Genomic DNA, 25,016 nt, shown 5'->3' on the forward strand with positions numbered 1-25,016 from the left:
CCAGCAAATAGCTGGAGACGGGGTATCAACAAATTTTGGCGTTGATTTTTGGCACGCTGTTGAGTTCTCAAGGAACGGACGCTTCCTTTGTACTCACCCTCGCGGGCTTTCCTCCGGGCGCTTCCCTTCGGTCTTGCTGTTGTTGCGTTTCCGACTCTATCAGACCGTTTCACCGGCCGATTTCCTCGGATTGACGCCACCTAATGAGGACTTCCGCTTTCGCGGCCCTTTCGGCGAGTTCAAACACTATCAGTCTTTTCCGGCCCGCTTGCCACACCTCTGCAGACGTGCAGAAATACGGTTCACAATGCAACTTAGGACTTGATAGATGCTGCCGAGGTGTTGGACGCTCGAGGGCGTCGCCTGCCTCCCTGGCAGAGGTACGACAGTACATCGGGCCCGAGCTTCGGCGCAAATCGTTTGCCCGCGGCCCCTACGGCCGCCAACCGGTGCCTCTCATAGGGAACCGGGACTTTTTATGACTTACGCTTCTGAACAGTACGCCGTCCAGGACAGGCAGTGACGGCGACCCTGAATCTCCGCCCCTCTGGGAGGCTTGCCATGACCAGTGTGACGTCCCCGCTCACCGGACGCGCCATCGGGCTCTCCGCTGTTCCTGACCCGGTGTTCTCCGGTGCGATGGTCGGCCCCGGCTCCGCCATTGACCCCGCGCGTGAGGCGTCGGACGCTGTGGCCCCGGTGGACGGCATCGTGGTGTCCCTTCACCCGCACGCCTTCGTCGTCGTGGATGAGGAAGGCCACGGTGTGCTGACGCACCTGGGCATCGACACCGTCCAACTCAACGGCGAGGGCTTCGAGCTGCTCGTCAACAAGGGCGACACCGTGCAGCGCGGGCAGTCCGTGGTCCGCTGGGACCCGGCAGCCGTCGAGGCCGCCGGCAAGTCGCCGATCTGCCCGGTCGTCGCACTCGAGGCCACGGCGGAGTCTCTGTCCGGTGTCGTCGAGGACGGCGACATCAAGGCCGGCGACGCGCTCTTCGGCTGGAAGTGACGCACTCCGTCACTGAAGGCCGGCAGGAATTCAACGCGGCGGCAGCGCTCGCCGCACTATCGGAGACGGGTGAGATGGAGACAACGCTGCGAGGCGTCGGCGTGAGCCACGGTGTGGCGATCGGCGAGGTTCGGCACATGGGCACGGCGGTGCTGGAACCGCCGGCCAAGCAGATTCCGGCTGAGGATGCCGAGCGCGAACAGGGGCGCGCCCGCCAGGCCGTCGAAGCTGTCGCGGCCGACCTGATGGCGCGCGGCAACCTGGCCGGTGGCGAGGCCCAGGCGGTGCTCGAGGCTCAGGCCATGATCGCCCAGGACCCCGAGCTGATGGCCGACGTCGACCGTCGTGTCGCCGTCGGGAGCACGGCCGAGCGCGGCATCTACGACGCATTCTCGCACTACCGCGAGCTCCTCGCGGGCGCCGGTGAGTACATGGCGGGCCGCGTCGCGGACCTCGACGACGTGCGCAACCGCATCGTGGCGCGCCTTCTCGGGGTGCCCATGCCCGGCGTCCCGGACAGCGACAAGCCCTACGTGCTGATCGCCCGGGACCTTGCGCCCGCGGACACCGCGCTTCTGGATCCCGCGCTGGTGCTCGGTTTCGTCACCGAAGAGGGCGGGCCGACCAGCCACAGCGCGATCCTGGCCCGCGCCCTCGGCGTGCCGGCCGTGGTGGCGCTTCCCGGCGCGGGTGAGCTCGCCGAAGGCACCGTGGTCGCCGTGGACGGCAGCACCGGTGAGATCTTCGTTGACCCCAGTTCGGAGAAGCGGGCCTCGTTGGAGGCCGCCGCTGCCGAGCGCAAGGCGGCGCTGGCCGCTTCGACCGGCCCCGGTGCCACCTCTGATGGGCACAAGGTGCCGCTCCTCGCCAATGTCGGCGGACCGGCGGACGTGCCCGCGGCGGTTGAGGCGGGGGCCGAGGGTGTCGGTCTCTTCCGCACCGAGTTCCTCTTCCTCGACGACAGCAAGAACGCTCCGTCCGAAGAGAAGCAGGTCGAGGCGTACCGGCAGGTGCTCGAGGCGTTCCCCGAGGGCCGTGTCGTGGTGCGGGTGCTCGATGCCGGCGCCGACAAGCCCCTGGACTTCCTGTCGCCCGGCGACGAGCCCAACCCGGCTCTGGGCGTGCGCGGTCTGCGGACGCTGCTCGACCACCCGGAGGTGCTGCGTACGCAGCTGACCGCGCTGGCGAAGGCGTCCGAAGGGCTCCCGGTCTACCTCGAGGTCATGGCGCCGATGGTGGCCGACCGCGCCGACGCCAAGGCCTTCGCCGATGCCTGCCGTGCGGCCGGTCTGCAGGCGAAGTTCGGCGCGATGGTGGAGATTCCGTCTGCCGCGCTGCGTGCCCGGTCGGTGTTGCAGGAGGTCGAGTTCCTGTCGCTCGGCACCAACGACCTGGCCCAGTACACGTTCGCCGCTGACCGTCAGGTCGGAGCCGTGTCGCGTCTGCAGGACCCGTGGCAGCCCGCACTGCTCGACCTGGTCTCGCTGTCCGCCGAGGCGGCGAGGGCCGAGGGCAAGAGTTGCGGCGTCTGCGGCGAGGCCGCGTCCGACCCGCTGCTCGCGTGCGTGCTGACGGGTCTGGGTGTCACCTCCCTTTCCATGGGTGCCGCTTCGATTCCGTACGTACGGTCGACGCTCGGCAAGTGCACGCTGGCCCAGTGCGAGCGGGCAGCCGCTGCCGCGCGTGCCGCGGAGTCGGCGGAGGAGGCGCGCAGCGCCGCTCAGGCCGTGCTGTCCGGCGAGTAGCGGAGCCGGACTGGTGCCTTTCGGAGGGCGCTCCGCCTTTGGGCGGGGCGCCCTTCGCGCTTGTCCGAGGTGTTCAGTGCCGATGCCTCCCTTCCGGTTTCGTGTCGTCCACTTCTGGTGCGGTGCAGTAGTTCACGCCGGGTTCCGGCGCGGACAGGTCGCCGGAGTCCGCGTCGGTGCAATAGGCGTCGAAGACCCGTCCCCCAGGGATCGGTTGGAGTCCCTGGTCCTTCAGGTGCCAGCCGTGGACACGGTCTTCCGTGCCGGTGACCGAGCTGCGCACGATGACGGCACTGGCGCGCCGGCTGACGATTGCCAGCGCCAGTACGGCCGTGACCTCCATGGCCGCGGACTCGTCGATTTTGACCGTGTCGGGTTCCGTCGCGTCCACGTGCAGGACGGCGTGCAGGGACTCCTTGTCGGTGAGCACGCTGCACACCCAGTGGTGGGCTCCCTCGCCGAGCGCGTCGATCATTCGGGAGACCAGGTGGGAAGCCCTGGCGAAGGCCATACGTCCTACGTCCTGCCCGCATACGGCACACGCGCCTGTCCGGGAGAGGATGGACGTCGCGAACTCCCAGGTCGCTTGGCGGACGGCCTCTTTCACGAGTTCGGGGACGAGGTCGGCCATCGGTTGTCCCTGGTAGGCGACCAACGGCCCTGACGCGGCGAGTTCCGCGGTGAATCGAGTACGGCTGACGGCGCTGTCCGGGTCCAGGTCCTCCGCCCTGCAGAATTCCGTGAACTCGGCCGGGTCGAAGAGCGTGACCGTGGTGTATCCGCCGGCCGCGGCCTGGGATTTGAGTAGTCCTTCCACTTGGCGCAGGTACGTCGTGTGGTCTTCGAAGGTGAAGCTGCGGTAGAGCCGCATCGCGTCGAAGTCCTGCTCGTCGGCCAACAGGCCGATGGTTCCCGCCACTTCACGGCGCAGGCCGCGCCGCACGCTGGTCGCCCGGTTGTGTTGAGTGTGCCCCATGATTCCCCCTGAGTGCGCTTGAACGATGCTCACTCAGAGTAATCAGGGGCACTGACAACGCCACGTTCGGTGACTTCCGCACCATCGGTTTCAGGCGGTCGGTCAGGCTCGCTTGCGCGCGATCTCCTCGTAGAACTTGAGGAGTTCGAGGTTGTCGATGGAGCCGGGGTTGACGGCTTTTTCCAGTGGTGTGCCCGAGAGCAGGCGCTTGACGGGCACCTCGATGCGCTTGCCGGTGAGGGTGTGCGGGACGCCGGGGGCTTCGATGACCTCGTCGGGCACGTGGCGCGGCGAGAGCTGTTCGCGGATGATCTGCTTGATGCGGGAGCGGAGCGCGTCGTCGAGGACGGCGCCCGGCGCGAGGTGGACGAAAAGGGGCATCCAGTAGCCGCCGTCGGGCTGTTCCAGGCCGATGACGAGTGATTCGCGGATCTCGGGGAGCCGCTCCACGGCCTCGTAGATGTCGGCGGAGCCCATCCGGACTCCCTGACGGTTGAGGGTGGAGTCGGAGCGGCCGTGGATGACGACGGAGCCGTGCGAGGTCAGCGTGATCCAGTCGCCGTGGCGCCAGACGCCGGGGTAGGTGTCGAAGTAGCTGTCGTGGTACCTGGTGCCGTCGGGGTCGTTCCAGAAGCGGATCGGCATGGACGGCATCGGGTTGGTGACGACGAGTTCGCCGACCTCGTCGGTCAGCGGGGCACCGGCGGGGTCCCATGCCTGCAGGTCCGTGCCGAGGCCGGGTGCCTGGAGTTCGCCGATGTGGACGGGGAGTGTCGGCACGGCTCCGGCGAAACAGGAGCAGACGTCGGTGCCGCCGCTGACGGAGGCGATCCACAGGTCGTCCCGCACCTCGTCGTGGAGCCAGCGGAAGCCGTCCGGCGGGAGCGGCGATCCCGTGGTGGCGACGCACTTGACACGGGAGAGGTCGTGGTCCCGCGCGGGGTGCACGTCGGCCTTGCGGCAGGCCATGACGTATGCGGCGGAGGTGCCGAAGAGGGTCGCGCCGGTGCGTTCGGCGATCGCCCACTGGGCGCCGGTCTCGGGGTATCCGGGGCTGCCGTCGTAGGTGACGATCGTGGTGCCGGTGAGCAGGCCGCCGACGAGGAAGTTCCACATCATCCAGCCCGTGGACGTGTACCAGAAGAAGCGGTCGTCGGGGCCGAGGTCGCAGTGCAGGCCGATCTGCTTGAGGTGCTCGACGAGGATGCCGCCCTGCGACTGCACGATGGCCTTGGGCAGGCCTGTGGTGCCGGAGGAGTAGAGCACCCACAACGGGTGGTCAAAGGGCACTTCTTCGTAGACGGGTGTGACGTCCGCGGAGGTGAGGGCAGACCATTCCAGGGCGCCTTCGGGTGCCTCGGTCCCGAGGAGCGGGATGTGCACCACCGCGCGCAGGGAGGGCAGTTCGTCGCGGAGTTCCCGCACGGTGTCGCGGCGGTCGTGCTCCTTGCCGCCGTAGCGGTAGCCGTCGACCGTGAACAGGACCACGGGCTCGACCTGCTGGAAGCGGTCCAGGACGCTGCGTGCGCCGAAGTCGGGGGCGCAGGACGTCCACACGGCTCCGACGGCCGCCGTGGCGAGGAGGGCGGCGACGGCCTCGGGGATGTTCGGCAGGTAGCCGCTGACGCGGTCGCCGGGGCGTACTCCGAGGGCGCGCAGTTCGGCGGCCAGGGAGCCGACCTGGCCGCGGAGCTCGGCCCAGGTGACGGTACGGGGTTCGGGTGTCTCGTCGACGTGGAGGATCGCGGGCGTGTCCGCGCGCGCGGGGTCGTCCGCGGTGCGCAGGGCGTGCGCGGCGTAGTTGAGCGTGGCGCCGGGGAACCACTCGGCGCCGGGCATGTCACGGTTCCCGAGCACACGCGCGTACGGGTGCGTGAAGCGCACGTCGAACCACTCGGTGACGGCCTTCCAGAAAGTTTCGAGTTCGGTGACCGACCAGCGGTGCAGCGCCTCGTAGCCGCCGTCGGCGGGCGCGCCGTGCTGCTCGGCCGCCCAGGCCTGGAACCGTGTGATCTGCGCGTCGGCGATCTGCTGGCGATCGGGCTGCCAGAGCGGTGACGGGTTCACGGTGGACATGATGCGGCTCCAGAAAGTACGTGCGCGGCGTGTGCGTCCTCGGCGCACACCGCAGAGTGTGCGCCTGACGCGGCTCACTGGACGATGCCATGTGATCGACTTCGGCACCAGGGCGTACCCCACATAGTCGGCCTCGCGAAGATGTGCCGGCACCACGGATGAACGGCAGTTGAACGCGGCACGCGCGCGTGCGCCTCGGTGGCAGGGTGAGCAGCATGGATGGTCGTGACCTGGTGCGCTTGGCGAAGGCGGTTTCGTCCGTGGGGTGGGCCCACGGGCTGCGCTCCGTTCGGGCGTCCTGGCGGCGCCACCGCGCGGACTCCGTGGGCCTTCCCCGCCGGGGCGTCGAGCGGGCCCGGGTGCCGGGCTCCGTGGTCGGTGTGACGCCCGAACCGGGCGGCGGCCTGGTGCGGTTCACGCGGTCCCGGTTGCGCATCACCGTCACCGTGAGCGGTGCGCTCTTCTGGAGCTGGGACGGAGCCGAGCCCGAGCCGTCGTACGCCCTGGCCGGGCTCTGTCCGGAGGCGGATCCGCGGGCGGTGCTCGAGCCGGACAAGGACGGCGGCTGGCGGTTGGTGTCCGAGCGGGTGACCGTCGTGGTCTCGCGACACGGCGCCTTGGAGGTGCGTACGCCGGGCGGGGTGTTGCTGCGCCGCGATCTGCCGCCCCGGTGGTGGGAGCCCGAGGGCGGCGGTGAGGCACGCTGGGCGCAGCGGAGCGAGGTCTCCGCCGACGCGCGTTTCTTCGGCCTGGGAGGCCGGGCGTCGGGCCCGCGACTGCGCGACGCGACGTACCGGTTGTGGAACACGGATCCCGGCGGTTCCTTCGGCCGGCAGGACGGTCCGTTGTCGCTCACGATGCCGGTGCAGATGGTGGTCGCGGATGCGGGGACGTATCTGGTGTTCCACGACAACACGTGGGACGGCACCGTGCGCCTCCGTGAGGGCAGTGAGGGGGCCGGCTCCGGGCACGACTGCGCCGGGACCTCCGAATTGCGCATGGAGGGTGGCCCGTTGCGCTGTTGGGTGGTGGTGGGCACACCCGCGCGCGTACTCCACGTCTGGTCCCAGCTGACCGGCGCTCCGGCCGTACCGCCGGGTTGGGCGCTGGGCCACCAGCACGCGCTTCGGAGGTTCGGGGGCGAGGAGGAGGTGCGTCGCGTCGTCTCGGACTACAGGGAGCGCGATCTGCCCCTGGAGGCGGTCCATCTGGACATCGATCACCTCACGGCGGGAGAGGCCGTCACCGTCGATCGTGAGCGGTTCCCCTCCCTGCCCCGACTGGCCGAGCATCTGCGCGGTGAGGGTGTCCGGCTGGTGTCGATCGTCGACCCGGCGGTCAAGGCACGCCGCGGCAACGCCTTGTACGACGGCGGGCAGGCGATCGACGCTTTCGTGCGGGACTCGGCGGGAAGGCCCGTGCGCGGGGTCGTGTGGTCTGGTGAGTCGATGTATCCGGACTTCACGGCTGAGCGGGTGCGCAAGTGGTGGGGCGGACTGTACGAGGAGCGGCTCGCGCAGGGCTTCTCGGGTTTCTGGCACGACAGGAACGAGCCGGGGTCCTTCTCCGCCTTCGGTGAGCCCACGCTCCCCCGTTCGTCCCGTCACATGGTCGAGGGGCGGGGCGGTGACCATCGGGAGGCGCACAACGTGTACGCGCTGTGCATGGCACGGGCCGGCTACGAGGGTCTGCGCGAACTGCAGCCGCAGGAACGGCCCTTCTTGCTCTCCCGGTCCGGGTGGGTGGGTTTGCAGCGCTACGGAGGGACGTGGTCCGGTGGCATCGCCACCGGGTGGGCCGGCCTTCGTTCCTCGCTCTCGTTGGTGATGGGGCTCGGGTTGTGCGGGGTGCCCTATTCCGGCCCTGATGTGGGTGGGTTCAACGGGAAGCAGTCACCGGAACTGTTCTTGCGCTGGTGCCAGTTGGGCGCCTACATGCCGCTGTTTCGCACGCATTCGGCGCTGGGGGCGGGGCGGCGCGAGCCGTGGGGGTTCGGCGAGGAGGTGCTCGCGCACGCGCGCGTGGCACTGAAGGAGCGGCGTCGCCTCTTTCCGTACTTCATGACCCTCGCGCATCTCGCCCGGCGTACCGGTGCCCCGCTTGTGCGGCCATTGTGGTGGGGTGCTCCGGAGGACCGGGCCTTGCGTGACTGCGAGGACGCCTTCTTGTTGGGCGACTGCCTGTTGGTGGCCCCCGTCCTTGAGCCCGGAGCCGACCGGCGCACCGTTCATCTGCCGCCTGGGCGTTGGTACGACACGGTGACCGGCGAAGGCTTCGAAGGGCCCGGTCGGATCACGGTGGATGCTCCCCTGTCGCGTATTCCGGTGCTCGCGCGTGGCGGGTCGGTGCTTCCTGTGCGCGGTCCGGGCGGGGGCGTCGCCCTGGAGGCGTGGGCGCCTGCACCGGGACGTACGGGCCATGGCTACGTGGCGCGGGACGTCGGGGACGGCTGGGAGGAGCCGGAGATCGAGCGGTTCCGGGTGCGCTGGGGCAAGGGGCGCGTGGTCGTCGAAGCGGACAGGGAGGACGGCGAGGTCGAGTCGCCCTACCCGGTACGTGTGCGCGGCTTGTGAGCGCCTTTCGGCGCAGGGCGCCGCTGGACGCCCGCCGGGACCTGGCTCCTACAGGTAGCGGCCCTCGAACCAGGCCTTCACTGCCAACGTATGGAGGGGAAACGCCAGTTCGGTCGGGCGGCGCAGCAGGTGCCAGCCGTCCGTCTCGTCCGTGGCGACGCTGGTGGGCAGGGATCCCGCTGGGCGTTCGGGCAGGAGGCCGAAGAGCAGGAGGTGGCCGTCCGGGGCGCTCATGGCGTCCACGAGCCGTACCTCGCGTGCCGCAGCGACGATGCCCGTCTCCTCCTGGAGTTCACGGACGACGGCTCGCCGCCAGTCCTCCCGGTCGTCGATGAACCCGCCGGGCAGGGCGGGTTCCCCGCGCGCGGGGGCGATGGTGCGTGTGATCGTGACGAGGGCGGTGCCCACCGTGTCGTACACCGGTTGCAGGGCGATGGCGACAGGGAGTGGGTTGCGATAGGCGACGGAGTCACAGGCCCGGCAGGTGCGGGGCCAGCCGTGCACCTCGGTCCCGTAGGCGGCTCCGCAGCTCGAACAGTGGGAATCCGGAACGGGGTTGACCATGGCGTGGGTTGATTCGGGCACGGCGCGGACTGTATCCGATCACTCGACCGCGGTCTTCCCCGGTGGGCCCGGCTCCTGATAGACGCTGATCCATGACTCGAGCCTCCACCGCTCTGCGGAAACTCGCCGCCCTGACCGCCGCCGCGCTGCTCGGTGTGGCCGCGGCACCGTCGGCTGCCCAGGCGACGCCCGACCCCAAGGCGCCCAAGGATTTCGTGGCACTCCATGACGTGGATTCCACGATCATCCAGGAAATGCGCTACTACACGGAGCACGACTTCATGGGTGAGCCGGTCGACGGCTACAAGAAGCCGATGTGCCTCCTCACGAGACCTGCCGCGCAGGCGCTCCACAAGGCGCAGATCGGCCTCCTGAAGAAGGGCTACTCCCTGAAGGTGTACGACTGTTACCGCCCGCAGCGTGCGGTCGACCACTTCGTCCGCTGGGCGAAGGATCTCGACGACCAGAAGATGAAGGCGGAGTTCTATCCGCGCGTCGACAAGACGCGCCTGTTCGCGGACGGCTACATCGCGGAGAAGTCGGGCCACAGTCGTGGCTCCACCCTGGACCTGACGGTCGTGAAGTTGCCCGCCCGACCCACGCGCCCCTATGTGCCCGGGGAGCAGCTCACGCCCTGCTACGGGCCGAAGGCGGAGCGCTTCCCCGACAACTCGCTGGACATGGGGACCGGGTTCGACTGCTTCGACACGCTCGCGCACACGGACGATCCGCGCGTCCAAGGGGTGCAGCGGGCCAATCGGGACCTGCTGCGGAACGCGCTCGGCGCGCAAGGGTTCGTCAATCTTCCCGAGGAGTGGTGGCACTACACCTACGACCCCGAGCTCTACCCGGACACGTACTTCGACTTCCCGGTCTCCAGGCGTTCTCTGACGGGGCGGTGATGTGGGGGCGCGACCGGAAGCACCCCCGTCGATCCCGGTCGCGCCCTCACCAATCACGGACGCCGGTCGGGCGCGGACGGTTCTGCGGGACCCCTGACGTCATTCGGTTCCCCATGGCACACTTCTGACGTTCCGTCAGATTCATTGCCGGGGAGGAACTGTGGCGCGTACGCGTACACCTGTCGTGGCCGACTGGTTCAGCGGAGAGGGGGACGACTTCCGCCTGTTGGGCACGCGCTGTTCGGCGTGTGCGTCGGTGTTCTTTCCGCGCGAGGACGGGGCGTGCCGCAATCCCACCTGCGCCGGCGGCGAGCTGGTGGAACTGCCCCTGTCGCGGCGCGGGCGCGTCTGGTCGTACACGGACGCCAGGTACCGACCACCGGAACCGTATGTGTCGGACCGGGAACTTCCCTGGGAGCCCTACGCGTTGATCGCTGTGGAGCTGGAGACGGAGCGATTGGTCGTGCTCGGCCAGGGGGCTCCTGGCGTCTCCGTGGCCGATCTCGCGGTCGGCCTGGAGGTGGAGGTCGTGCCGGGCGTGCTCAACGAGGAGGGGGACGACGCGACCGGGACGACATGGACGACGTGGCACTGGCGGCCGACGGGGGTGACGGCATGACGGGGGACGTGGCGGTTCTCGGCGCGGGCATGCACCCCTGGGGGAAGTGGGGGCGCAGCTTCGTCGAGTACGGGGTGGCGGCGGCGCGGGTCGCGCTCGCCGACGCCGGGGTCGACTGGCGTGACGTGGGATCGATCGTCGGCGCGGACACGGTGCGCGGCGGTTACCCCGGCTACGTGGCGGGTGCGACGTTCGCGAAGGCCCTCGGGTGGCAGGGCGCGCGCGTGGCCAGCGTCTACGCGGCCTGCGCTTCGGGGGCCCAGGCGGTCAACACGGCGCGGGCACAGATCCTTTCGGGAATGGCGGACGTCGTGCTCGTGGTGGGCGCCGACGCCGCGCCCAAGGGGTTCTTCAAGCCCGCAGGCGGCGACCGGCCCGACGATCCCGACTGGTTGCGCTTCCGTGCGCTCGGGGCGACCAACCCGACGTACTTCGGCCTGTACGCGCGCCGGCGCATGGCCGTGCACGGGGACACGCTCGAGGACTTCGCCCAGGTCAAGGTGAAGAACGCCGCCTCCGGTGCGCTGAACCCGAACGCGCGCTACCGCAAGACGGTGACGGCCGAGGAGGTCGCCGCCTCCGCCGTGGTCGCCGATCCGCTGCGGCTGCTCGACATCTGCGCCACGTCGGACGGCGGTGCGGCGCTGCTGCTGTCCAGCATGGAGTTCGCGCGCCGGCACGGAGCGGCGGATCCAGTCCGCATACGGGCCGTGTCGACGGTGACGCCGACGTACCCGAACACCGTGCTCGACCTCCCGGACATCGCCACGGACTCGGCCGCAGGGGTCGCCCCCGAAGGTCCCGCGTTCCGCGCCTCGATCGCCCGCGCCGCCTACGAAGAGGCGGGGATCGGTCCCGAGGACCTGTCCCTGGCGGAGGTCTACGACCTGTCCACGGCCTTGGAGTTGCAGTGGTACGAGGACCTCGGGCTGTGCGGCGAGGGTGAGGGTGCCAAGCTTCTGAGGGACGGCGCGACCGCTCCCGGAGGCCGAATACCCGTGAACAGCAGCGGTGGACTCGCCTCCTTCGGAGAGGCGGTTCCGGCGCAGGCGATCGCCCAGGTCTGCGAGTTGACGTGGCAGTTGCGGGGTGCGGCAGGCGACCGTCAGGTGGCCGGGGCCAGGGCCGGGATCACCGCCAACCAGGGCCTGTTCGGCCACGGTTCGTCGGTCGTGGCGGTGCGCTGACCGCCGCGTGCGTACCCTGCGTGGCCGTGCGGGAATGCTGCGTGAACAGCGTGTGAACCGGCCCTGGGGGCGTCCGTGCGACGCCATCATGCTGGCGTGCACACCTGGCCGGACAGCCTCCGCTTCGCCTTCCAGCCCGTGGTCAATCTGGCCACGGGGTCGGCCGCGGCTCTGGAGATACTCGCCCGCCCCGAGTCGGGTGATGTGCTCTCACGAGCGCATCGCGAGCCCGAACTCGACGGCGACCTGGCCGCGTTGGCGATCCGTGATGCCGCACGCCGGGAGACGCTGCTGCCGCTGCACGTGAACGTGTTCGCGGGCACGCTCGCCGACCTCGGCGGTCTTGACGCGCTGCGGCGCGCGGTGCAGGACGCGGGCCGCCTGCCGTGGGAGGTGACCGTCGATGTGGGGCCGCCGTTCACGCACGTGCCGCACCGCGCCCTCCTGGAGGGTGTCGCGGTCCTGCGTAAGGAGGGCTTCCGGATCTGTGCCGACGGCGTGGGTGACGGCGACGTACCGCTGCGGCTGCTCGACGATCTCGCTCCCGACCTGATCAAGCTCGACGCCTCACTGCTGTCGCGCGGTGCGACGGTGCGGGCCATGCGGACGCTGTGCGAGGAGATCCGCGCGCTGCTCGCGGTCGAGGGCGTGGAGACCGAGACCCAGTGCCTGGCGGCCCGGGACGCCGGGGCGCAGCTCGCGCAGGGCAATCTGTTCGCCCCGGCGGCCCGGCTGCCGATCTCCGACGTGTACGTGCCCGAACTGCCCCCGACCGTCGGCTCGTCGCGGCCGGCCGGGCCGCTGGTGCGGGACTTCGTGCGGCCCGCGGCGCTGCTGCCCGATTCGGTGTCCGCGGAGCAGGTGCGGCGCCGGCTCACCGGAGCGGCCGAGGTGACCGGGGTGCTGCTCGTCGACGCCGCCGGGGCACCGGTGCGGTCGGTGCAGCGGGACCGTTTCCTGCTGTCGCTGTCCACGCGCTACGGGCACGCGCTGTACGCCGACCGGCCCGCCGCGCGGCTCGGCGACCGACCGCGCACGGTGGGCGTCACCGCGACCGCCTGGGAGGTGCTCGACGTGGTCGCGGACGGCGAGCACGCCCGCACCGCCGACGACGTCGCCGTGGTGGACGACGACGGGCGCTGCGTCGGCGTCGTACGCCTCACCGACCTCGTACGGGCGCTTGCCGAGAGCCGCGTCGAGGAGGCCGCCGGGCTCAACCCGCTGACGCGGTTGCCGGGTTCGGACACCGTGACGGGCGAGTTGGACCGCTGGGTGGCGCAGGGCCGCGGCTTCGCCCTGAGTTGGCTGGACATCGACGGGTTCAAGCAGGTCAACGACGGTGCGGGGTTCGCGGCGGGCGACGAGCTGATCCGTTCGGTGGGACGGGCCCTCGCGCGCACGGCGTCGGATTCCGTGCGGGTGGGGCACATCGGGGGTGACGACTTCCTGGTCCTGGCCGATCCCGAGCGGCTCGGCCCGCTCGCGGCCGCCGTGCTCGACGCTCCCTGGTCGGCGGGCGGCAGGGCGGTGACGCTGTCGCTGGCCACGGTCGTGTGCCCGCCCGGCAGCGTGCCCGACCACCGGCGGGCCGCGGCGCTGCTCGCCCCGCTCAAGAAGGCCGCGAAGGCGCTCTCCGGGGCGAGTTGGGTCTGCGGCCAGGCGGGGCGCGAAGGTATCGACGTGCGCCGCGGCGCACGAGCCACGACCGCCGCGCGCGACCTGAAGGGAGCGCCGGCCGCCGGTTAACCGTTGCCGTCCACGACCTTGACGCTCCACTACGGCCGGTGAACACTTCCGGATGTCAGTCGGCATCGCCGCAAATCGGCCCACCGCTGCTCGGGGTCCTGGCTGCCCCAGGTGCGCATTCCTGCCGGGTTGCGGCAGGTCAGAGCCGCTCCCCCACGTGTGGTTCCGACTGTGCAGGCACGCTCGTCACGGACGCCGGGCGGGGCGCGGGACTTCCCTGCTTACGGCAGCCGTGGTTCAGAACCAGCCATGGAAACGCACCCTGCACGGAGGACCGGGGAGCACTGCCCCCGGGCGAGGGCCTAGGAGCCGCCATGAGCAACGGAGACATCTTCATCGGTGAGGTCATCGGCACCGGTATTCTGATCCTTTTCGGCGCGGGCGTCTGCGCCGCCGTCACTCTGAAACACTCCAAGGCGAAGGCCTCCGGGTGGGTCGTCATCGCGTTCGGCTGGGGCTTCGGCGTGCTGGCCGGCGCCTATACGGCCGCCCCGCTGTCGGGCGGCCATCTCAACCCCGCGGTCACCATCGGCATCGCGGTCGACACCGGCAAGTGGGACAAGGTCTGGGTCTATCTGCTCGGCCAGATGGTCGGCGCGATGCTGGGCGCCGTCCTCGCCTACCTGGTGTATCTCGCGCAGTTCAACGCCAACGTCGATTCGGGCGAGGAGGCCGCGGAGGACGGTCCGACGCCGACGCTCGGCATCTTCTCGACGATCCCCGAGATCCGGAACGTGGTCGCGAACCTGCTCACCGAGGTCATCGCGACGATCAGCCTGGTTCTGCCCATCCTCGCGTTCGGGCTCACCAAGGGACTCGGCGAGTCCGGCACGCAGGTACTGATCGTCGCGCTCCTGGTCGTCGGCATCGGTCTGTCGCTCGGCGGGCCGACGGGTTACGCGATCAACCCCGCCCGTGACCTGGGCCCGCGCATCGTGCACCAGTTCCTGCCGATCCCCAACAAGGGGACATCCGACTGGGGTTACGCTCTCGTCCCGGTCGTCGGGCCGCTCATCGGCGGCGCGCTGGCGGGGGTCATCTACAACGCAGCGTTCTGAAGCAACGCAGCGTTCTGAAGCGCAGAAACACTCTCGAACGTCTTCTTACGAAGGGGTAGCCATGCCCGACACTTCCGTGAAGTACGTCGCCGCCATCGACCAGGGCACCACCTCGAGCCGCTGCATCATCTTCAATCAGGACGGCGAGATCGTCGCCGTCGACCAGCGCGAACATCGCCAGATCTTCCCGAAGCCAGGCTGGGTGGAGCACGACGCCACCGAGATCTGGTCCAAGGTCCAGGCCGTGGTCGCCGGGGCGATCGCCAAGGCGGGACTGCGCGCGGACCAGCTCAGCGCCCTCGGCATCACCAACCAGCGCGAGACGACGGTCCTTTGGGACCGGGCCACCGGCAAGCCCGTGCACAACGCGATCGTGTGGCAGGACACGCGAACCTCGGCGCTCTGCAACGAGTTGGGCGGCGCCGACGGACAGGACCGATTCCGCGAGACGACCGGCCTGCCCCTGGCGAGCTACTTCTCCGGGCCCAAGGCGGCCTGGCTGCTCGACAACGTGCCGGGCCTGCGGGCCAGGGCCGAGCGCGGGGACCTCGCCTTCGGCACGATCGACTCGTGGCTGATCTGGAACCTCACCGGGGGCACCGACGGCGGCGTGCACGTCACCGATGTCACCAACGCCGGGCGCACCATGCTGATGAGCCTGGAGACCCTCCAGTGGGACCAGTCGATCCTGTCGGCGATGAACGTTCCGGAGTCGCTGCTTCCGGAGATCCGTTCGTCCGCCGAGGTGTACGGCACTGCCGTCGGACAGCTGGCCGGCGTGCCGGTGGCCTCGGCGCTCGGCGACCAGCAGGCGGCCGTGTTCGGGCAGGCCTGCTACGACACCGGTACCGCCAAGAACACCTACGGGACCGGCAGCTTCCTGCTGCTCAACACCGGTAACCGGCCGGTCGCTTCGAAGAACGGCCTGCTCACCACCATGGGGTACAAGATCGGCTCCGAGGCGCCCGTGTACTGCCTCGAAGGGTCGATCGCGATCACGGGTGCCCTGGTGCAGTGGTTCCGCGACCAGCTCGGCATCATCAAGACCGCCGACGAAATCGAGACGCTCGCGGCAAGCGTGGACGACAATGGCGGCGCCTACATCGTGCCCGCCTTCTCCGGTCTGTTCGCGCCCTACTGGCGCTCCGACGCGCGCGGCGTCGTCACCGGCCTCACCAGGTACGTCACCAAGGGCCACCTGGCGCGTGCCGTCCTGGAGGCGACGAGCTGGCAGACCCGTGAGGTCGTCGACGCGATGTACCAGGACTCCGGGGTGCAGATCACGACCCTGAAGGTCGACGGCGGCATGACCAAGAACGACCTGCTGATGCAGCATCAGGCCGACGTCCTGGGCGTTCCGGTGATCCGGCCCAGGGTGTCCGAGACGACGTGCCTGGGCGCCGCGTACGCCGCGGGGCTCGCGACGGGCGTGTGGAACGACCTGGACGAGCTCAAGGCGCACTGGCAGCGCGACGCGGAGTGGACTCCCGCGATGGACGCGGGAGTCCGTGACCGCGAGTACCACAACTGGCGCAAGGCCGTGGAGAAGAGCTTCGGCTGGCACGAGGACTGAGACGGCTCGCAGGCCATGTCCCCGCGCGCGTGGTGACGTACAGCCATCCACGCGCGCGTACGCGGCGGTTCGGACCCCGGTCGGCGGGGGTGCGGGCCGCCGCCGTGCGTACTCAGGTCGCCGCGGGCTGCCTGCGCTCGGCGGCTTCCGCGGCGTGGCCGACGACGGCGATCAGCACGTCCTTCACCGACTCCTTGTCGCGCGCGTCGCACAGGACCACAGGGACGTCCGGGTCGAGGTCGAGCGCCTGTCGGACCGCGTCGGCCGGGTGGTGGGAGGCGCCGTCGAAGCAGTTGACGCCGACGATGAACGGTATGGAACGCCGCTCGAAGTAGTCGACCGCGGCGAAGCAGTCCTCCAGACGGCGGGTGTCCGCGAGGACGACTGCTCCCAGGGCGCCGGTCGCCAACTCGTCCCACAGGAACCAGAAGCGGTTCTGTCCCGGTGTGCCGAAGAGGTAGAGCACGAGGTCGTCGCGGAGCGTGATCCGGCCGAAGTCCATCGCCACCGTAGTGGTGTCCTTGCGCTCCACGCCCGCGGTGTCGTCCACGGGGCGGCCCGCCTCCGTGAGGAATTCCTCCGTGCGCAGCGGCCGGATCTCGCTGACCGCGCCGACCAGCGTCGTCTTGCCCACGCCGAAGCCGCCGGCCACCAGGATCTTGAGCGTCACGGGCTCGACGGGGGCCTTTCGGTGCTCAGAACGCCCGAAGATCATGGCTGTGTCTCTCCTGCCTCGCTGGTGTCGTTGTCTCGGGTACTGCTGCTCGCCCCGGGCGGCCCGTAGCCGCCACCTCCGGGCGTTTCGACGACCAGTACGTCGCCGGGGGCCACGTCGGCCGTATCGCTGCCGTCGAGGCGGGTGACGGTGCCGTCCACGCGCTCCACGGAGTTGGCGCCGAGCGCTCCGGGGACGCCACCCGCCATCCCGTAGGGCGGCACCCTGCGGTGCTGGGTCAGCGTGGAGACGGTCATCGGCTCGCGGAAGCGGATGCGCCGCACGGCGCCGTCACCGCCCGGCCAGCGGCCCGCTCCCCCGCTGCCTCGCCGGACCGCGAACTCCTCCAGGAGGACGGGCAGCCGCCACTCGAGGACCTCGGGGTCGGTGAGCCGCGAGTTGGTCATGTGGGTCTGTACGACGGGCGCCCCGGGGAAGCCGTCCCCGGCGCCGGAGCCGGAGGCCACCGTCTCGTAGTACTGGTGGCGCGCGTTCCCGAAGGTGATGTTGTTCATCGTGCCGGAGCCCTCGGCCTGCACGCCAAGGGCGCCGTAGAGGGCTCCGGTGATGGCTTGTGACGTCTCCACGTTGCCCGCGACGACCGCGGCGGGCGGCTGGGGCGAGAGGAAGGAGCCGGGCGGCACGACGATGTTCAGGGGGCGCAGGCAGCCGTCGTTGAGCGGGATGTCGTCGTCCACGAGCGTCCGGAAGACGTACAGGACGGCGGCGTTGACGACCGCGAACGGGGCGTTGAAGTTCGTGGTGAGCTGGTCGGAGGTGCCGGTGAAGTCGACGGTGGCGCAACGCTGTGCGCGGTCCACGCTCACGCGCACACGGATGACCGCGCCCGAGTCGGTCTCGTAGCTGAACTCGCCGCCTTCCAGGGCGTCGATGACGCGTCGTACGGAGTCCTCGGCGTTGTCCTGTACGTGCTTCATGTAGGCGAGCACGACGTCAAGGCCGAAGTTCTCGATCATGCGGGCGACTTCGTCGACGCCCTTCTGGTTGGCCGCGATCTGGGCGCGCAGATCGGCGAGGTTCGTCCGCGGGTTGCGGGAGGGATGGGGTGCCTCGGTCAACAGGCGCAGCGTCTCCTCCTCACGGAACCGGCCGGCCTCCACGAGCAGCCAGTTGTCGAAGAGCACGCCTTCTTCGTCGATGCTGCGGCTGTTCGCGGGCATGGAGCCGGGGGCGATGCCGCCGATCTCCGCATGGTGGCCGCGCGAGGCGACGTAGAACAGGATCCGGTCACCGTCCGTGTCGAAGACCGGAGTGATCACGGTGACATCGGGCAGGTGCGTGCCGCCGTGGTACGGGTCATTGACGGCGTAGGTGTCGCCGGGCCGCATCGTCGAGCCGCGGCGGTGAATGACCTCTTTGACGCTGGTGCCCATCGAGCCCAAGTGCACGGGAATGTGCGGGGCGTTGGCGACCAGGCTGCCGTCGGGGTCGAAGAGCGCGCAGGAGAAGTCCAGACGTTCCTTGATGTTGACGGACTGCGAGGTCGACTCGAGGCGGGCGCCCATCTGTTCGGCGATCGACATGAAGAGGTTGTTGAAGACCTCGAGCATGACCGGATCGGGTTCTTCCGCGAATTCTGTGCCCGGATCGGAACTCTCTGTAATCGCCGACCGTTCCATGATCAGGTGACCGTCGTCCGCGAGGGCCGCCTGCCATCCGTCGTCGACGACGGTCGTCGATCCGTCCTCGGCGATGATCGCCGGCCCCTCGACGGGGTCGCCGGGCGGAAGTTCAGCCCGGTGATGGAGGGGTACGTCCCGCCAGGTCCCCCCGGTGTGCAGGCGGACGGTGAAGGAGGCTGCGGGGGCGGTGGCGTGGAGAGCGAGATGCGAAAGATCGGGGGGATCGGTCAGGCCAGTGGCTTCTACGGAGAGTGATTCGACGACGAGCGGTCGGTCCAGGGTGAAGGAGTAGTGAGCGCGATGACGTTCTTCGAAGACGCGGGTCATGGCGTCGGGTTCGGCGAGTTCCACGGTGAGCGCGGTGTCCGTGCCGTCATAGCGGAGCTGGGCCCTGCGCACGACCCGCATGCGCTCCTCCGGGACGTCCTCGGCGCGCAGCTCGTCGCGTGCGGCACTCTCCAGATCGTCCGCCGTCTTGAGGATGTGCGGCATCGAGCAGGCGTCGACGGTGGCCTCGACGGACTGTTCCCGCATCGCCGTGGTGTCCGCCAGGCCGATACCGAGCGCGGAGAGGACGCCGGCCATGGGCGGCACGAGGACCGTCCGGATGCCGAGTTCGTCGGCGACCTTGCACGCGTGCTGGCCACCGGCGCCACCGAAGGTGGTGAGGGCGTAGCGGGTGACGTCGTGGCCCTTCTGCACCGAGATGCGCTTCACGGCGTTGGCGATGTTCGCCACGGCGACCTGGAGGTAGCCCTCGGCCACCTGCTCCGGGGTGCGCGCGTCCCCGGTCGTTGCGCGGATCTCGGCGGCGAGGGCCGCGAAGCGCTCGCGTACGAGGCCGTCGTCGAGCGGCTGGTCACCTTCGGGGCCGAACACGTGGGGGAAGTAGGCGGGTTGGACGCGGCCGAGGGCGACGTTGGCATCGGTGACGGTGAGCGGGCCGCCGCCCCGGTAGCAGGCCGGTCCCGGCACCGCGCCGGCCGAGTCGGGTCCGACCCGGTAGCGGCTGCCGTCGAAGTGCAGCACGGAGCCGCCGCCCGCCGCGACGGTGTGGATGTCGAGCATGGGCGCGCGCAGCCGCACTCCGGCGATCTGCGTGGTGAGCACCCGCTCGTATTCGCCGGCGAAGTGCGAGACGTCCGTGGAGGTGCCGCCCATGTCAAAGCCGATGACGCGGTCGAAGCCCGCGCGCCCGGACATCCGGGCCATGCCCACGATGCCGCCCGCGGGCCCGGACAGGATGGCGTCCTTGCCACGGAACTGCCCGGCCTCGGCAAGCCCTCCGTTGGACTGCATGAACATCAGCGGTACGTCGGGGAGTTGCTCGGCGACCTGGCGCACGTAGCGGCGCAGGACGGGCGACAGGTAGGCGTCGACGACGGCGGTGTCGCCCCGTGGCACCACCTTCATGAGCGGACTGACCTCGCTGGACAGCGAGATCTGCGGGAAGCCGATGCGCTCGGCGAGGGCGCCGATCTCTCGCTCGTGATCCGGGTGGAGGTGACTGTGCAGGCAGACGACGGCCACCGCTCGAATGCCTTCTTCGTAGGCCCGGCGCAGCGAGCCTTCGAGGGCGCCGAGGTCGAGCGGGGTGATCACCTCGCCCTGGGCGTCCACCCGTTCGTCCACCTCGATGACGCGCTCGTGGAGCAGTTCGGGCAGCTCGATGCGGCGGGCGAAGATGCGGGGCCGGTTCTGGTAGGCGATCCGCAGGGCATCGCGGAACCCGCGCGTGATGACGAGGGCGGTCGGCTCACCGCGGCGTTCCAGGAGGGCGTTGGTGGCGACGGTGGTGCCCATGCGGACGGAGTCGACGCGGTCGCCGGGCCTGTCCTCGGGCGCCGCCTCAGCGCCCGCGTTCTCGCCCTCGTCCTCGCCGAGGAGTTCGCGGATCGCGAAGACGGCCGGGTCGGCGTAGCGCGACGGATGGTCGGACAGCAGCTTGTGCGTGAGCAGGCGGCCGTCGGGCCGCCGGGCCACGACATCCGTGAAGGTGCCGCCTCGGTCGATCCAGAACTGCCAGCCTGCCACGTGTGTCTCCCGCCGTCCGCCCCGTTCCTGTGCCCCGCAGGCTCCGCTGTCGGATCAGAGCGCTCTGAGGCCGTCGATCACGTCGCGGAGAATACTCGCGTCGGGCAGCTCCGCCGGTGGCACCGGCCGTGTCACGTGGACCAGTTCGTCGTCGACGAGATCCCCTATGAGGACGCGCACCACCCCTATCGGGAGATCGAGCTCGGCGGCCAGTTCGGCCACGGACTGCGGGGCGTCCTGGCAGAGCTCGACGATGTCGACGTGTTCCGGCGACATCGTCTGGTCCGTCGCCGCGCCGCCTTCATGCTGTTCGGCGACGACGACCGCGATCAGGTCGAGCCGGTGGCGGCCCGCGCTGGTGGTGCGGCCGCGCGTCATGGCGTACGGGCGCACGACGGGGCCCGCGTCGTCGTCGAACCAGTGATGCGTCTCCTGACCGTCTGGTCTCATACCGACCCACTACCCTCCGGCGGGCAGGTCCGTGCGCCGGGCCGTCCCCAGGTGCACCCCGACGCGCTTGACCAGCAGGGTCATCTCGTAGGCGACGAGGCCGACGTCGGAGTCCGCGTCGGACAGCACCGCGAGGCAGCTGCCGTCCCCCGCCGCGGTGACGAACAGGAAGGCCTCGTCGAGCTCGACGACCGTCTGCCGCACCCCGCCCGCGTCGAAGTGCCGACCCACCCCCTTGGCGAGGCTGTGGAATCCGGAAGCAACGGCGGCGAGGTGTTCGCTGTCCTCGCGACTGAGCCCCTCGGAGACGCCCGTGGGCAGCCCGTCGCCGGAGAGCACCATCGCCTTCCGGATGCCGGCGACGCGCTCGACCAGGTCGTCCAGGAGCCAGTTCAGCTCGCCGACAACCCCATTGGTGGTCTGCGCATTGGCCTTCGGCGCGGTCATCGACCGTCCCCCTCAGAGTTCGTTCCTCGTGCTGTCCCGTCGGTGCGCTCATCGCCCGCGGTGTTCTCCGCGCGTCCACGCCGCCAGCCGCGCTGGAGCGAGGCCATACGGCTGCGCACCTCGTCGGCGTCCCGGTCGGCGGGCAGTTCGGAGGGAGTCCTGTCTTCGGCCAGTGCCGCGCTGTCGCCGCGCAGGTCCGGGCCGTCCTTCAACTGCGGGGCCAGGTTGGCTTGTCGCACGCGGCGGGGCAGGCCGCCAGTAGTGGTGCCGGACGTGCCGGGCCGCTGGGCGTCCGCCGCGGGCTCGGGGGCCTCGCGCGGGGCCGCGGCCTCCTCCACCGCACGGGTGCGACGTCTCGGGAAGCCGTCCGGGGTGTGACCCTGCCCGTCGCCGTTGCCCCGGTCGTGCCGCTCGCCCGGTTCGGGCCCGGCGCGGTCGTCCGCGCCGGGCCGGCTGTGGGTCACGGGCCTGCCGTGCGAGCTGACGAGCTTGGGCACGCGCCGTCGCGGGAGCGGCAGTGGCCCCTCAGGGCCGGCCGCCGGATCCTGCGCGTCACGGTCCCCGGAACGACGCGGGCCGCCCGTGTGGCGGGAGGTGTCCGTGTGGCGGGAGGTGTTCGTGCCGTCGCTCCCGGCGCGGTCGTCCTCGGCCTGCTGGTGCTGTTCACCGGGAGGCCCGGACACGGCACGGCGAGGGCGGAACAGGCCGCCGCGCTCGCTGTCCTCGTCGCCCAGGGCTCCGGGGAACCGGGTCATGTCGGAGGTCGTCAGCGGGGCCTCCAGCTCGACCGGCCCGTTGAGCACGGAGGCCGGCAGACCGGGCAGCCCGGCCACGGAGCCCGGCTTCGATCGGGTCGCCGACGGGGCCGTGCGGCGCAGCGCGTTGGGCCGGTCGAGACGGAAGCCGGCGCCCTCGGTGTCGGGGGCGTCCGTGAGCAGGGAGTCCGGAATGAAGACCACCGCGGTGGTGCCGCCGTAGGGCGACGGCTGGAGGGAGACGCGGATGTTCTGCCGCTGGGCGAGGCGGCTGACCACGAACAGGCCGAGCCGGTCGGTGTCGGAGAGTTCGAACTCCGGTGTCTCGGCGAGGCGCAGGTTGGCGTCGAGCAGCGCGTCGGGGGCCATTCCGAGGCCGCGGTCGTGGATCTCCAGGGTGAAGCCGTTCGCGACGCGCTCACCGACCACCTGCACGGCGGTGTGCGGCGGCGAGAACACCGTGGCGTTCTCCAGGAGTTCGGCCACGAGGTGGGTGAGGTCGGCGACGGCCGGCCCCGTCACGGCGATCCGCGGCAGCCGCCGTACCTCGACGCGTTCGTAGTCCTCCACCTCGGCGACGGCGGCGCGCACGATGTCCATGAGCTGGACGGGTCTGCGCCACTGCCGGGACGGGGCGGCGCCGGAAAGGATCACCAGGCCCTCCGCGTGGCGGCGCATCCGGGTGGTGAGGTGGTCGAGGCGGAACAGGTCGGCGAGTTCGTCGGTGTCCTCGGTCCTGCGCTCCATCGTGTCGAGCAAGGTCAGCTGCTTGTGCAGCAGGACCTGGCTGCGCCGGGCGAGGTTGACGAACACCTCGGAGACGCCTCGGCGCAGCTCGGACTGCTTGACGGCGGCTTCGACCGCGGATCGCTGCAGGGTGTTGAGCGCCTGGCCGACCTGTCCGATCTCGTCCCTGTCGTATTCGAGACGCGGCGCCTCGGTCTCCACATCGACCTCGTCCCCGGCGGCCAGCCGGCGCATCACACCGGGGAGCCGCACACCGGAGGCCTCGTGCGCTTCGAGACGGAGCCGGCGCAGATCGCGGATGAGCCCGCGGCCGATGCGTACGGAGAGGTACAGGGAGACGAGCAGGGCGAGCAGACCGAGCACTCCGGCGACCCCGGCCCGCACCAGGACGTCGATGGCCTCCGGGCGGGCGCGGTCCTGGTAGCGCTCGGTCGCGGCGGTGTCCCGGTCGACGAGTTCGTCGAGCACCGACTGCGAGGCCTTGTCCCAACTCCGCGCGGTGACGCCCCGGGGAGTCCCGGGAGAGCCGTTCACGACCGCTTCCTCGGCGGCGCGCAGCGGGTTGGTTTCCGGGCTCTTCCAGTACCGCTGGTAGCGGGAGCGCTCGGAGTCGGGCAGGAGCGCGAGATTGCTCTCGTAGAGGAGGGAACGCTGGGCGACGAGGTCGGAGACCTGCCGCAGCTCCTGCTGGTTGAACCGGCGTGCGACGAGACCCGAGCCGACCAGGGCGTCCTCCTGGGACAGGAGTTCGCGTGCCTTGAGTACGCCGACGAGGGCACGCGCCTGGCGTTCCACCTTCGCGTCGTCGAGGGCCGTGAGGTCGAGCAGGAAGTCGTATGTCGGCGCGATGAGGCGGTTGTAGAACTCGAGGGCCTGGGCGCGGGTCACGGTGCCTTCGTCGACGTTCCGACGGAGCGACTCGATGCCTTCCAGGCCCTCGACGGCGGTATCGAGGGAGACCCGGGCGTCGCCGTCCAGGTCGTCGCGGATGTCGCCGTCCCGCACCTTCTCCTTGATCCGCGTGATCGACTCGTCGGCCGTGGTCCGCTCGGCCCGCAGCGCCGACTGGGCGTCGGAGGCGCGGGGGTCGGCGAGATAGACGAGTGTCTGGCGGCGCTCCGCCTGCAGGGAACGGCTCGTGGCGATCAACGGGTAGGCGACCGAGTCGACCGCCTGGCCCGCGGAGATCAGCTGGACGGCGGCGCGTCCCGTGATCACCGTGGCGAAGGCCCAGATGGCCGTCAGGGACAGCAACGGCACCAGCAACAGCGCCACGATCTTCCTGCGGATGGACTTCCCGCGAAAGCGCACGGCCTCCCCCAGATCGACCCCTCTGCCTTCAGGGGCACACATGTGCGTCAACAAACGGCGCGAGCCTACTACTGAGACAGGAGCAACTCGAAGACCTGTCCGGATGATGTCCGAGTGAACCGTGGTGCTGACATCACGAGTTGTCCGGCATTGCGGGAGATTCCCTCCGCTCGAGACCCTCTTCGACAGTGGTCACAACCGGCCCTGCCTGTCGAAGAGTTGGCCGGAATCCTCCGCACCGCCCGCCCGGAACAGGCGAGTTCGCCAAAACGGGAATCTTCCCGGCGCGCCGTTCGTCCTCAAGAAGGGAGGGGGCGCCTCGACGGCGTAAAGCACGGCAATTCGGGCAGTCACTGTGCAGTGCCGATGCGGGGGCATCGGCTTGAGGGCCGTTGAGGGCCCACGAGCGGTGGGGAGTGACGTGGCGATGGGCACGGCAGAGCGGAGCGGGCTGTGGATCGAGGAGCCGGCGCGTCGACGCCGGATGCCCGATCCCGTACGGACGTCAGCGGTACGGGCCGTCCTCATAGTCGCGCTCACCCTGATCCAGGCCATGATCGCAGTGTTGTGCACGCTGACCGACTCCTGGCTGGCCTTCCCCATGGTGCTCAGCAGCGTGGCCAGCACGGTCGCGGCCACGTGGGGTGTCCTCGACGTCTGGGTGACGCGTCAGGTGTGGAACCAGCGGCACGGCGTCGTCTCGGTCCCGGCCAGCACGGCCCGGCAGTTGCGCAAGGAGCGCCGCCAGGCCCGCCGTGCCGCGAGGTCGCGACGCGGCGTCCCGCGGCCCGACTCGGTCAACATACGCAGGCGCGGCAGGGCCGGGCAGCTGACCCACTCCTGACCCGCCCCCGCCGCGCGCCCAGAAAGCGGCAGCAGACATC

The 25,016-nt window shown here is 70.3% G+C and carries 17 protein-coding genes and 1 pseudogene; 10 read left to right on the plus strand and 8 right to left on the minus strand.

Annotation, left to right across the window (positions count from 1 at the left end; all coding sequences use genetic code 11):
- Positions 1-561 precede the first annotated feature (561 nt).
- Together ABT004_RS21980 and ptsP are read left to right on the plus strand one after the other, a co-directional pair.
- The gene (locus tag ABT004_RS21980) at positions 562-1,011 is read left to right on the plus strand and encodes a PTS sugar transporter subunit IIA (protein ID WP_351339448.1); all 450 of its coding nucleotides are present in this window, start codon (positions 562-564) and stop codon (positions 1,009-1,011) included.
- Between the two features lie 74 nt (positions 1,012-1,085).
- Positions 1,086-2,756 (plus strand): phosphoenolpyruvate--protein phosphotransferase, encoded by a 1,671-nt coding sequence (ptsP, locus tag ABT004_RS21985; RefSeq protein WP_351339450.1) that lies wholly within the window; start codon positions 1,086-1,088, stop codon positions 2,754-2,756.
- A gap of 73 nt (positions 2,757-2,829) precedes the next feature.
- On the opposite strand, the gene ABT004_RS21990 is transcribed toward ptsP, so the two are convergent.
- A complete protein-coding gene (locus tag ABT004_RS21990) occupies positions 2,830-3,732 on the minus strand; it encodes a DUF8829 domain-containing protein (protein WP_351339452.1) in 903 nt (300 codons plus the stop codon).
- 102 nt (positions 3,733-3,834) lie between these two features.
- On the minus strand, positions 3,835-5,808 hold the full coding sequence (locus tag ABT004_RS21995; protein ID WP_351339455.1) for an acetoacetate--CoA ligase: 1,974 nt from the start codon (positions 5,806-5,808) through the stop codon (positions 3,835-3,837).
- A gap of 215 nt (positions 5,809-6,023) precedes the next feature.
- Here ABT004_RS21995 and ABT004_RS22000 point away from each other — a divergent pair, with 215 nt between their 5' ends.
- Positions 6,024-8,381, plus strand: a complete 2,358-nt coding sequence (locus ABT004_RS22000; protein WP_351339457.1) for a glycoside hydrolase family 31 protein — start codon at positions 6,024-6,026, stop codon at positions 8,379-8,381.
- 48 nt (positions 8,382-8,429) lie between these two features.
- Here ABT004_RS22000 and ABT004_RS22005 read toward each other — a convergent pair whose 3' ends face one another.
- Positions 8,430-8,945 carry an NUDIX domain-containing protein gene (locus tag ABT004_RS22005; protein WP_351339515.1) on the minus strand — a complete coding sequence of 172 codons (516 nt, stop codon included), beginning with the start codon at positions 8,943-8,945 and terminating at the stop codon, positions 8,430-8,432.
- Between the two features lie 92 nt (positions 8,946-9,037).
- On the opposite strand from ABT004_RS22005, the gene ABT004_RS22010 reads away from it, so the two are divergent.
- The 6 genes from ABT004_RS22010 (at position 9,038) to glpK (ending at position 16,030) form a co-directional block, all read left to right on the plus strand.
- A complete protein-coding gene (locus ABT004_RS22010) occupies positions 9,038-9,847 on the plus strand; it encodes a M15 family metallopeptidase (RefSeq protein WP_351339460.1) in 810 nt (269 codons plus the stop codon).
- A 160-nt stretch (positions 9,848-10,007) separates the two neighbouring features.
- Positions 10,008-10,466, plus strand: coding sequence for a Zn-ribbon domain-containing OB-fold protein (locus ABT004_RS22015; RefSeq protein WP_351339463.1), 459 nt, complete (start codon positions 10,008-10,010; stop codon positions 10,464-10,466).
- A complete protein-coding gene (locus tag ABT004_RS22020; RefSeq protein ID WP_351339518.1) occupies positions 10,463-11,653 on the plus strand; it encodes a lipid-transfer protein in 1,191 nt (396 codons plus the stop codon). Before ABT004_RS22015 ends, ABT004_RS22020 begins: the two co-directional genes overlap by 4 nt.
- A 96-nt stretch (positions 11,654-11,749) precedes the next feature.
- Positions 11,750-13,399 carry an EAL domain-containing protein gene (locus tag ABT004_RS22025; RefSeq protein WP_351339465.1) on the plus strand — a complete coding sequence of 550 codons (1,650 nt, stop codon included), beginning with the start codon at positions 11,750-11,752 and terminating at the stop codon, positions 13,397-13,399.
- Positions 13,400-13,713: 314 nt separating this feature from the next.
- Complete coding sequence (locus tag ABT004_RS22030) at positions 13,714-14,457, plus strand: MIP/aquaporin family protein (RefSeq protein WP_351339467.1); 744 nt, start codon at positions 13,714-13,716, stop codon at positions 14,455-14,457.
- Between the two features lie 61 nt (positions 14,458-14,518).
- The gene (gene glpK / locus ABT004_RS22035) at positions 14,519-16,030 is read left to right on the plus strand and encodes a glycerol kinase GlpK (RefSeq protein WP_351339469.1); all 1,512 of its coding nucleotides are present in this window, start codon (positions 14,519-14,521) and stop codon (positions 16,028-16,030) included.
- A 112-nt stretch (positions 16,031-16,142) separates the two neighbouring features.
- Here the strand turns inward: glpK and ABT004_RS22040 are convergent, their stop codons facing one another.
- The 5 genes and pseudogenes from ABT004_RS22040 to ABT004_RS22060 all read right to left on the minus strand — a co-directional run bounded on the left by ABT004_RS22040 (position 16,143) and on the right by ABT004_RS22060 (position 24,132).
- A complete protein-coding gene (locus ABT004_RS22040; RefSeq protein ID WP_351339472.1) occupies positions 16,143-16,745 on the minus strand; it encodes a GTP-binding protein in 603 nt (200 codons plus the stop codon).
- Positions 16,726-20,422: pseudogene (locus tag ABT004_RS22045) on the minus strand (hydantoinase B/oxoprolinase family protein). The gene ABT004_RS22040 and the pseudogene ABT004_RS22045 overlap by 20 nt, the downstream one beginning before the upstream one ends.
- 54 nt (positions 20,423-20,476) lie before the next feature.
- On the minus strand, positions 20,477-20,872 hold the full coding sequence (locus tag ABT004_RS22050; RefSeq protein ID WP_351339478.1) for a DUF742 domain-containing protein: 396 nt from the start codon (positions 20,870-20,872) through the stop codon (positions 20,477-20,479).
- 9 nt (positions 20,873-20,881) lie between these two features.
- A complete protein-coding gene (locus tag ABT004_RS22055) occupies positions 20,882-21,319 on the minus strand; it encodes a roadblock/LC7 domain-containing protein (RefSeq protein ID WP_351339480.1) in 438 nt (145 codons plus the stop codon).
- Positions 21,316-24,132: a sensor histidine kinase gene (locus ABT004_RS22060; RefSeq protein ID WP_351339482.1), complete on the minus strand. Its 2,817-nt coding sequence runs from the start codon at positions 24,130-24,132 to the stop codon at positions 21,316-21,318. The genes ABT004_RS22055 and ABT004_RS22060 overlap by 4 nt, the downstream gene beginning before the upstream one ends.
- A gap of 427 nt (positions 24,133-24,559) precedes the next feature.
- On the opposite strand from ABT004_RS22060, the gene ABT004_RS22065 reads away from it, so the two are divergent.
- A complete protein-coding gene (locus tag ABT004_RS22065) occupies positions 24,560-24,976 on the plus strand; it encodes a hypothetical protein (protein ID WP_351339485.1) in 417 nt (138 codons plus the stop codon).
- Positions 24,977-25,016: the final 40 nt, after the last annotated feature.

This window comes from Streptomyces sp. NPDC002790 (assembly GCF_040295505.1).
In the GTDB taxonomy this organism is placed as follows: Bacteria; Actinomycetota; Actinomycetes; order Streptomycetales; family Streptomycetaceae; genus Streptomyces.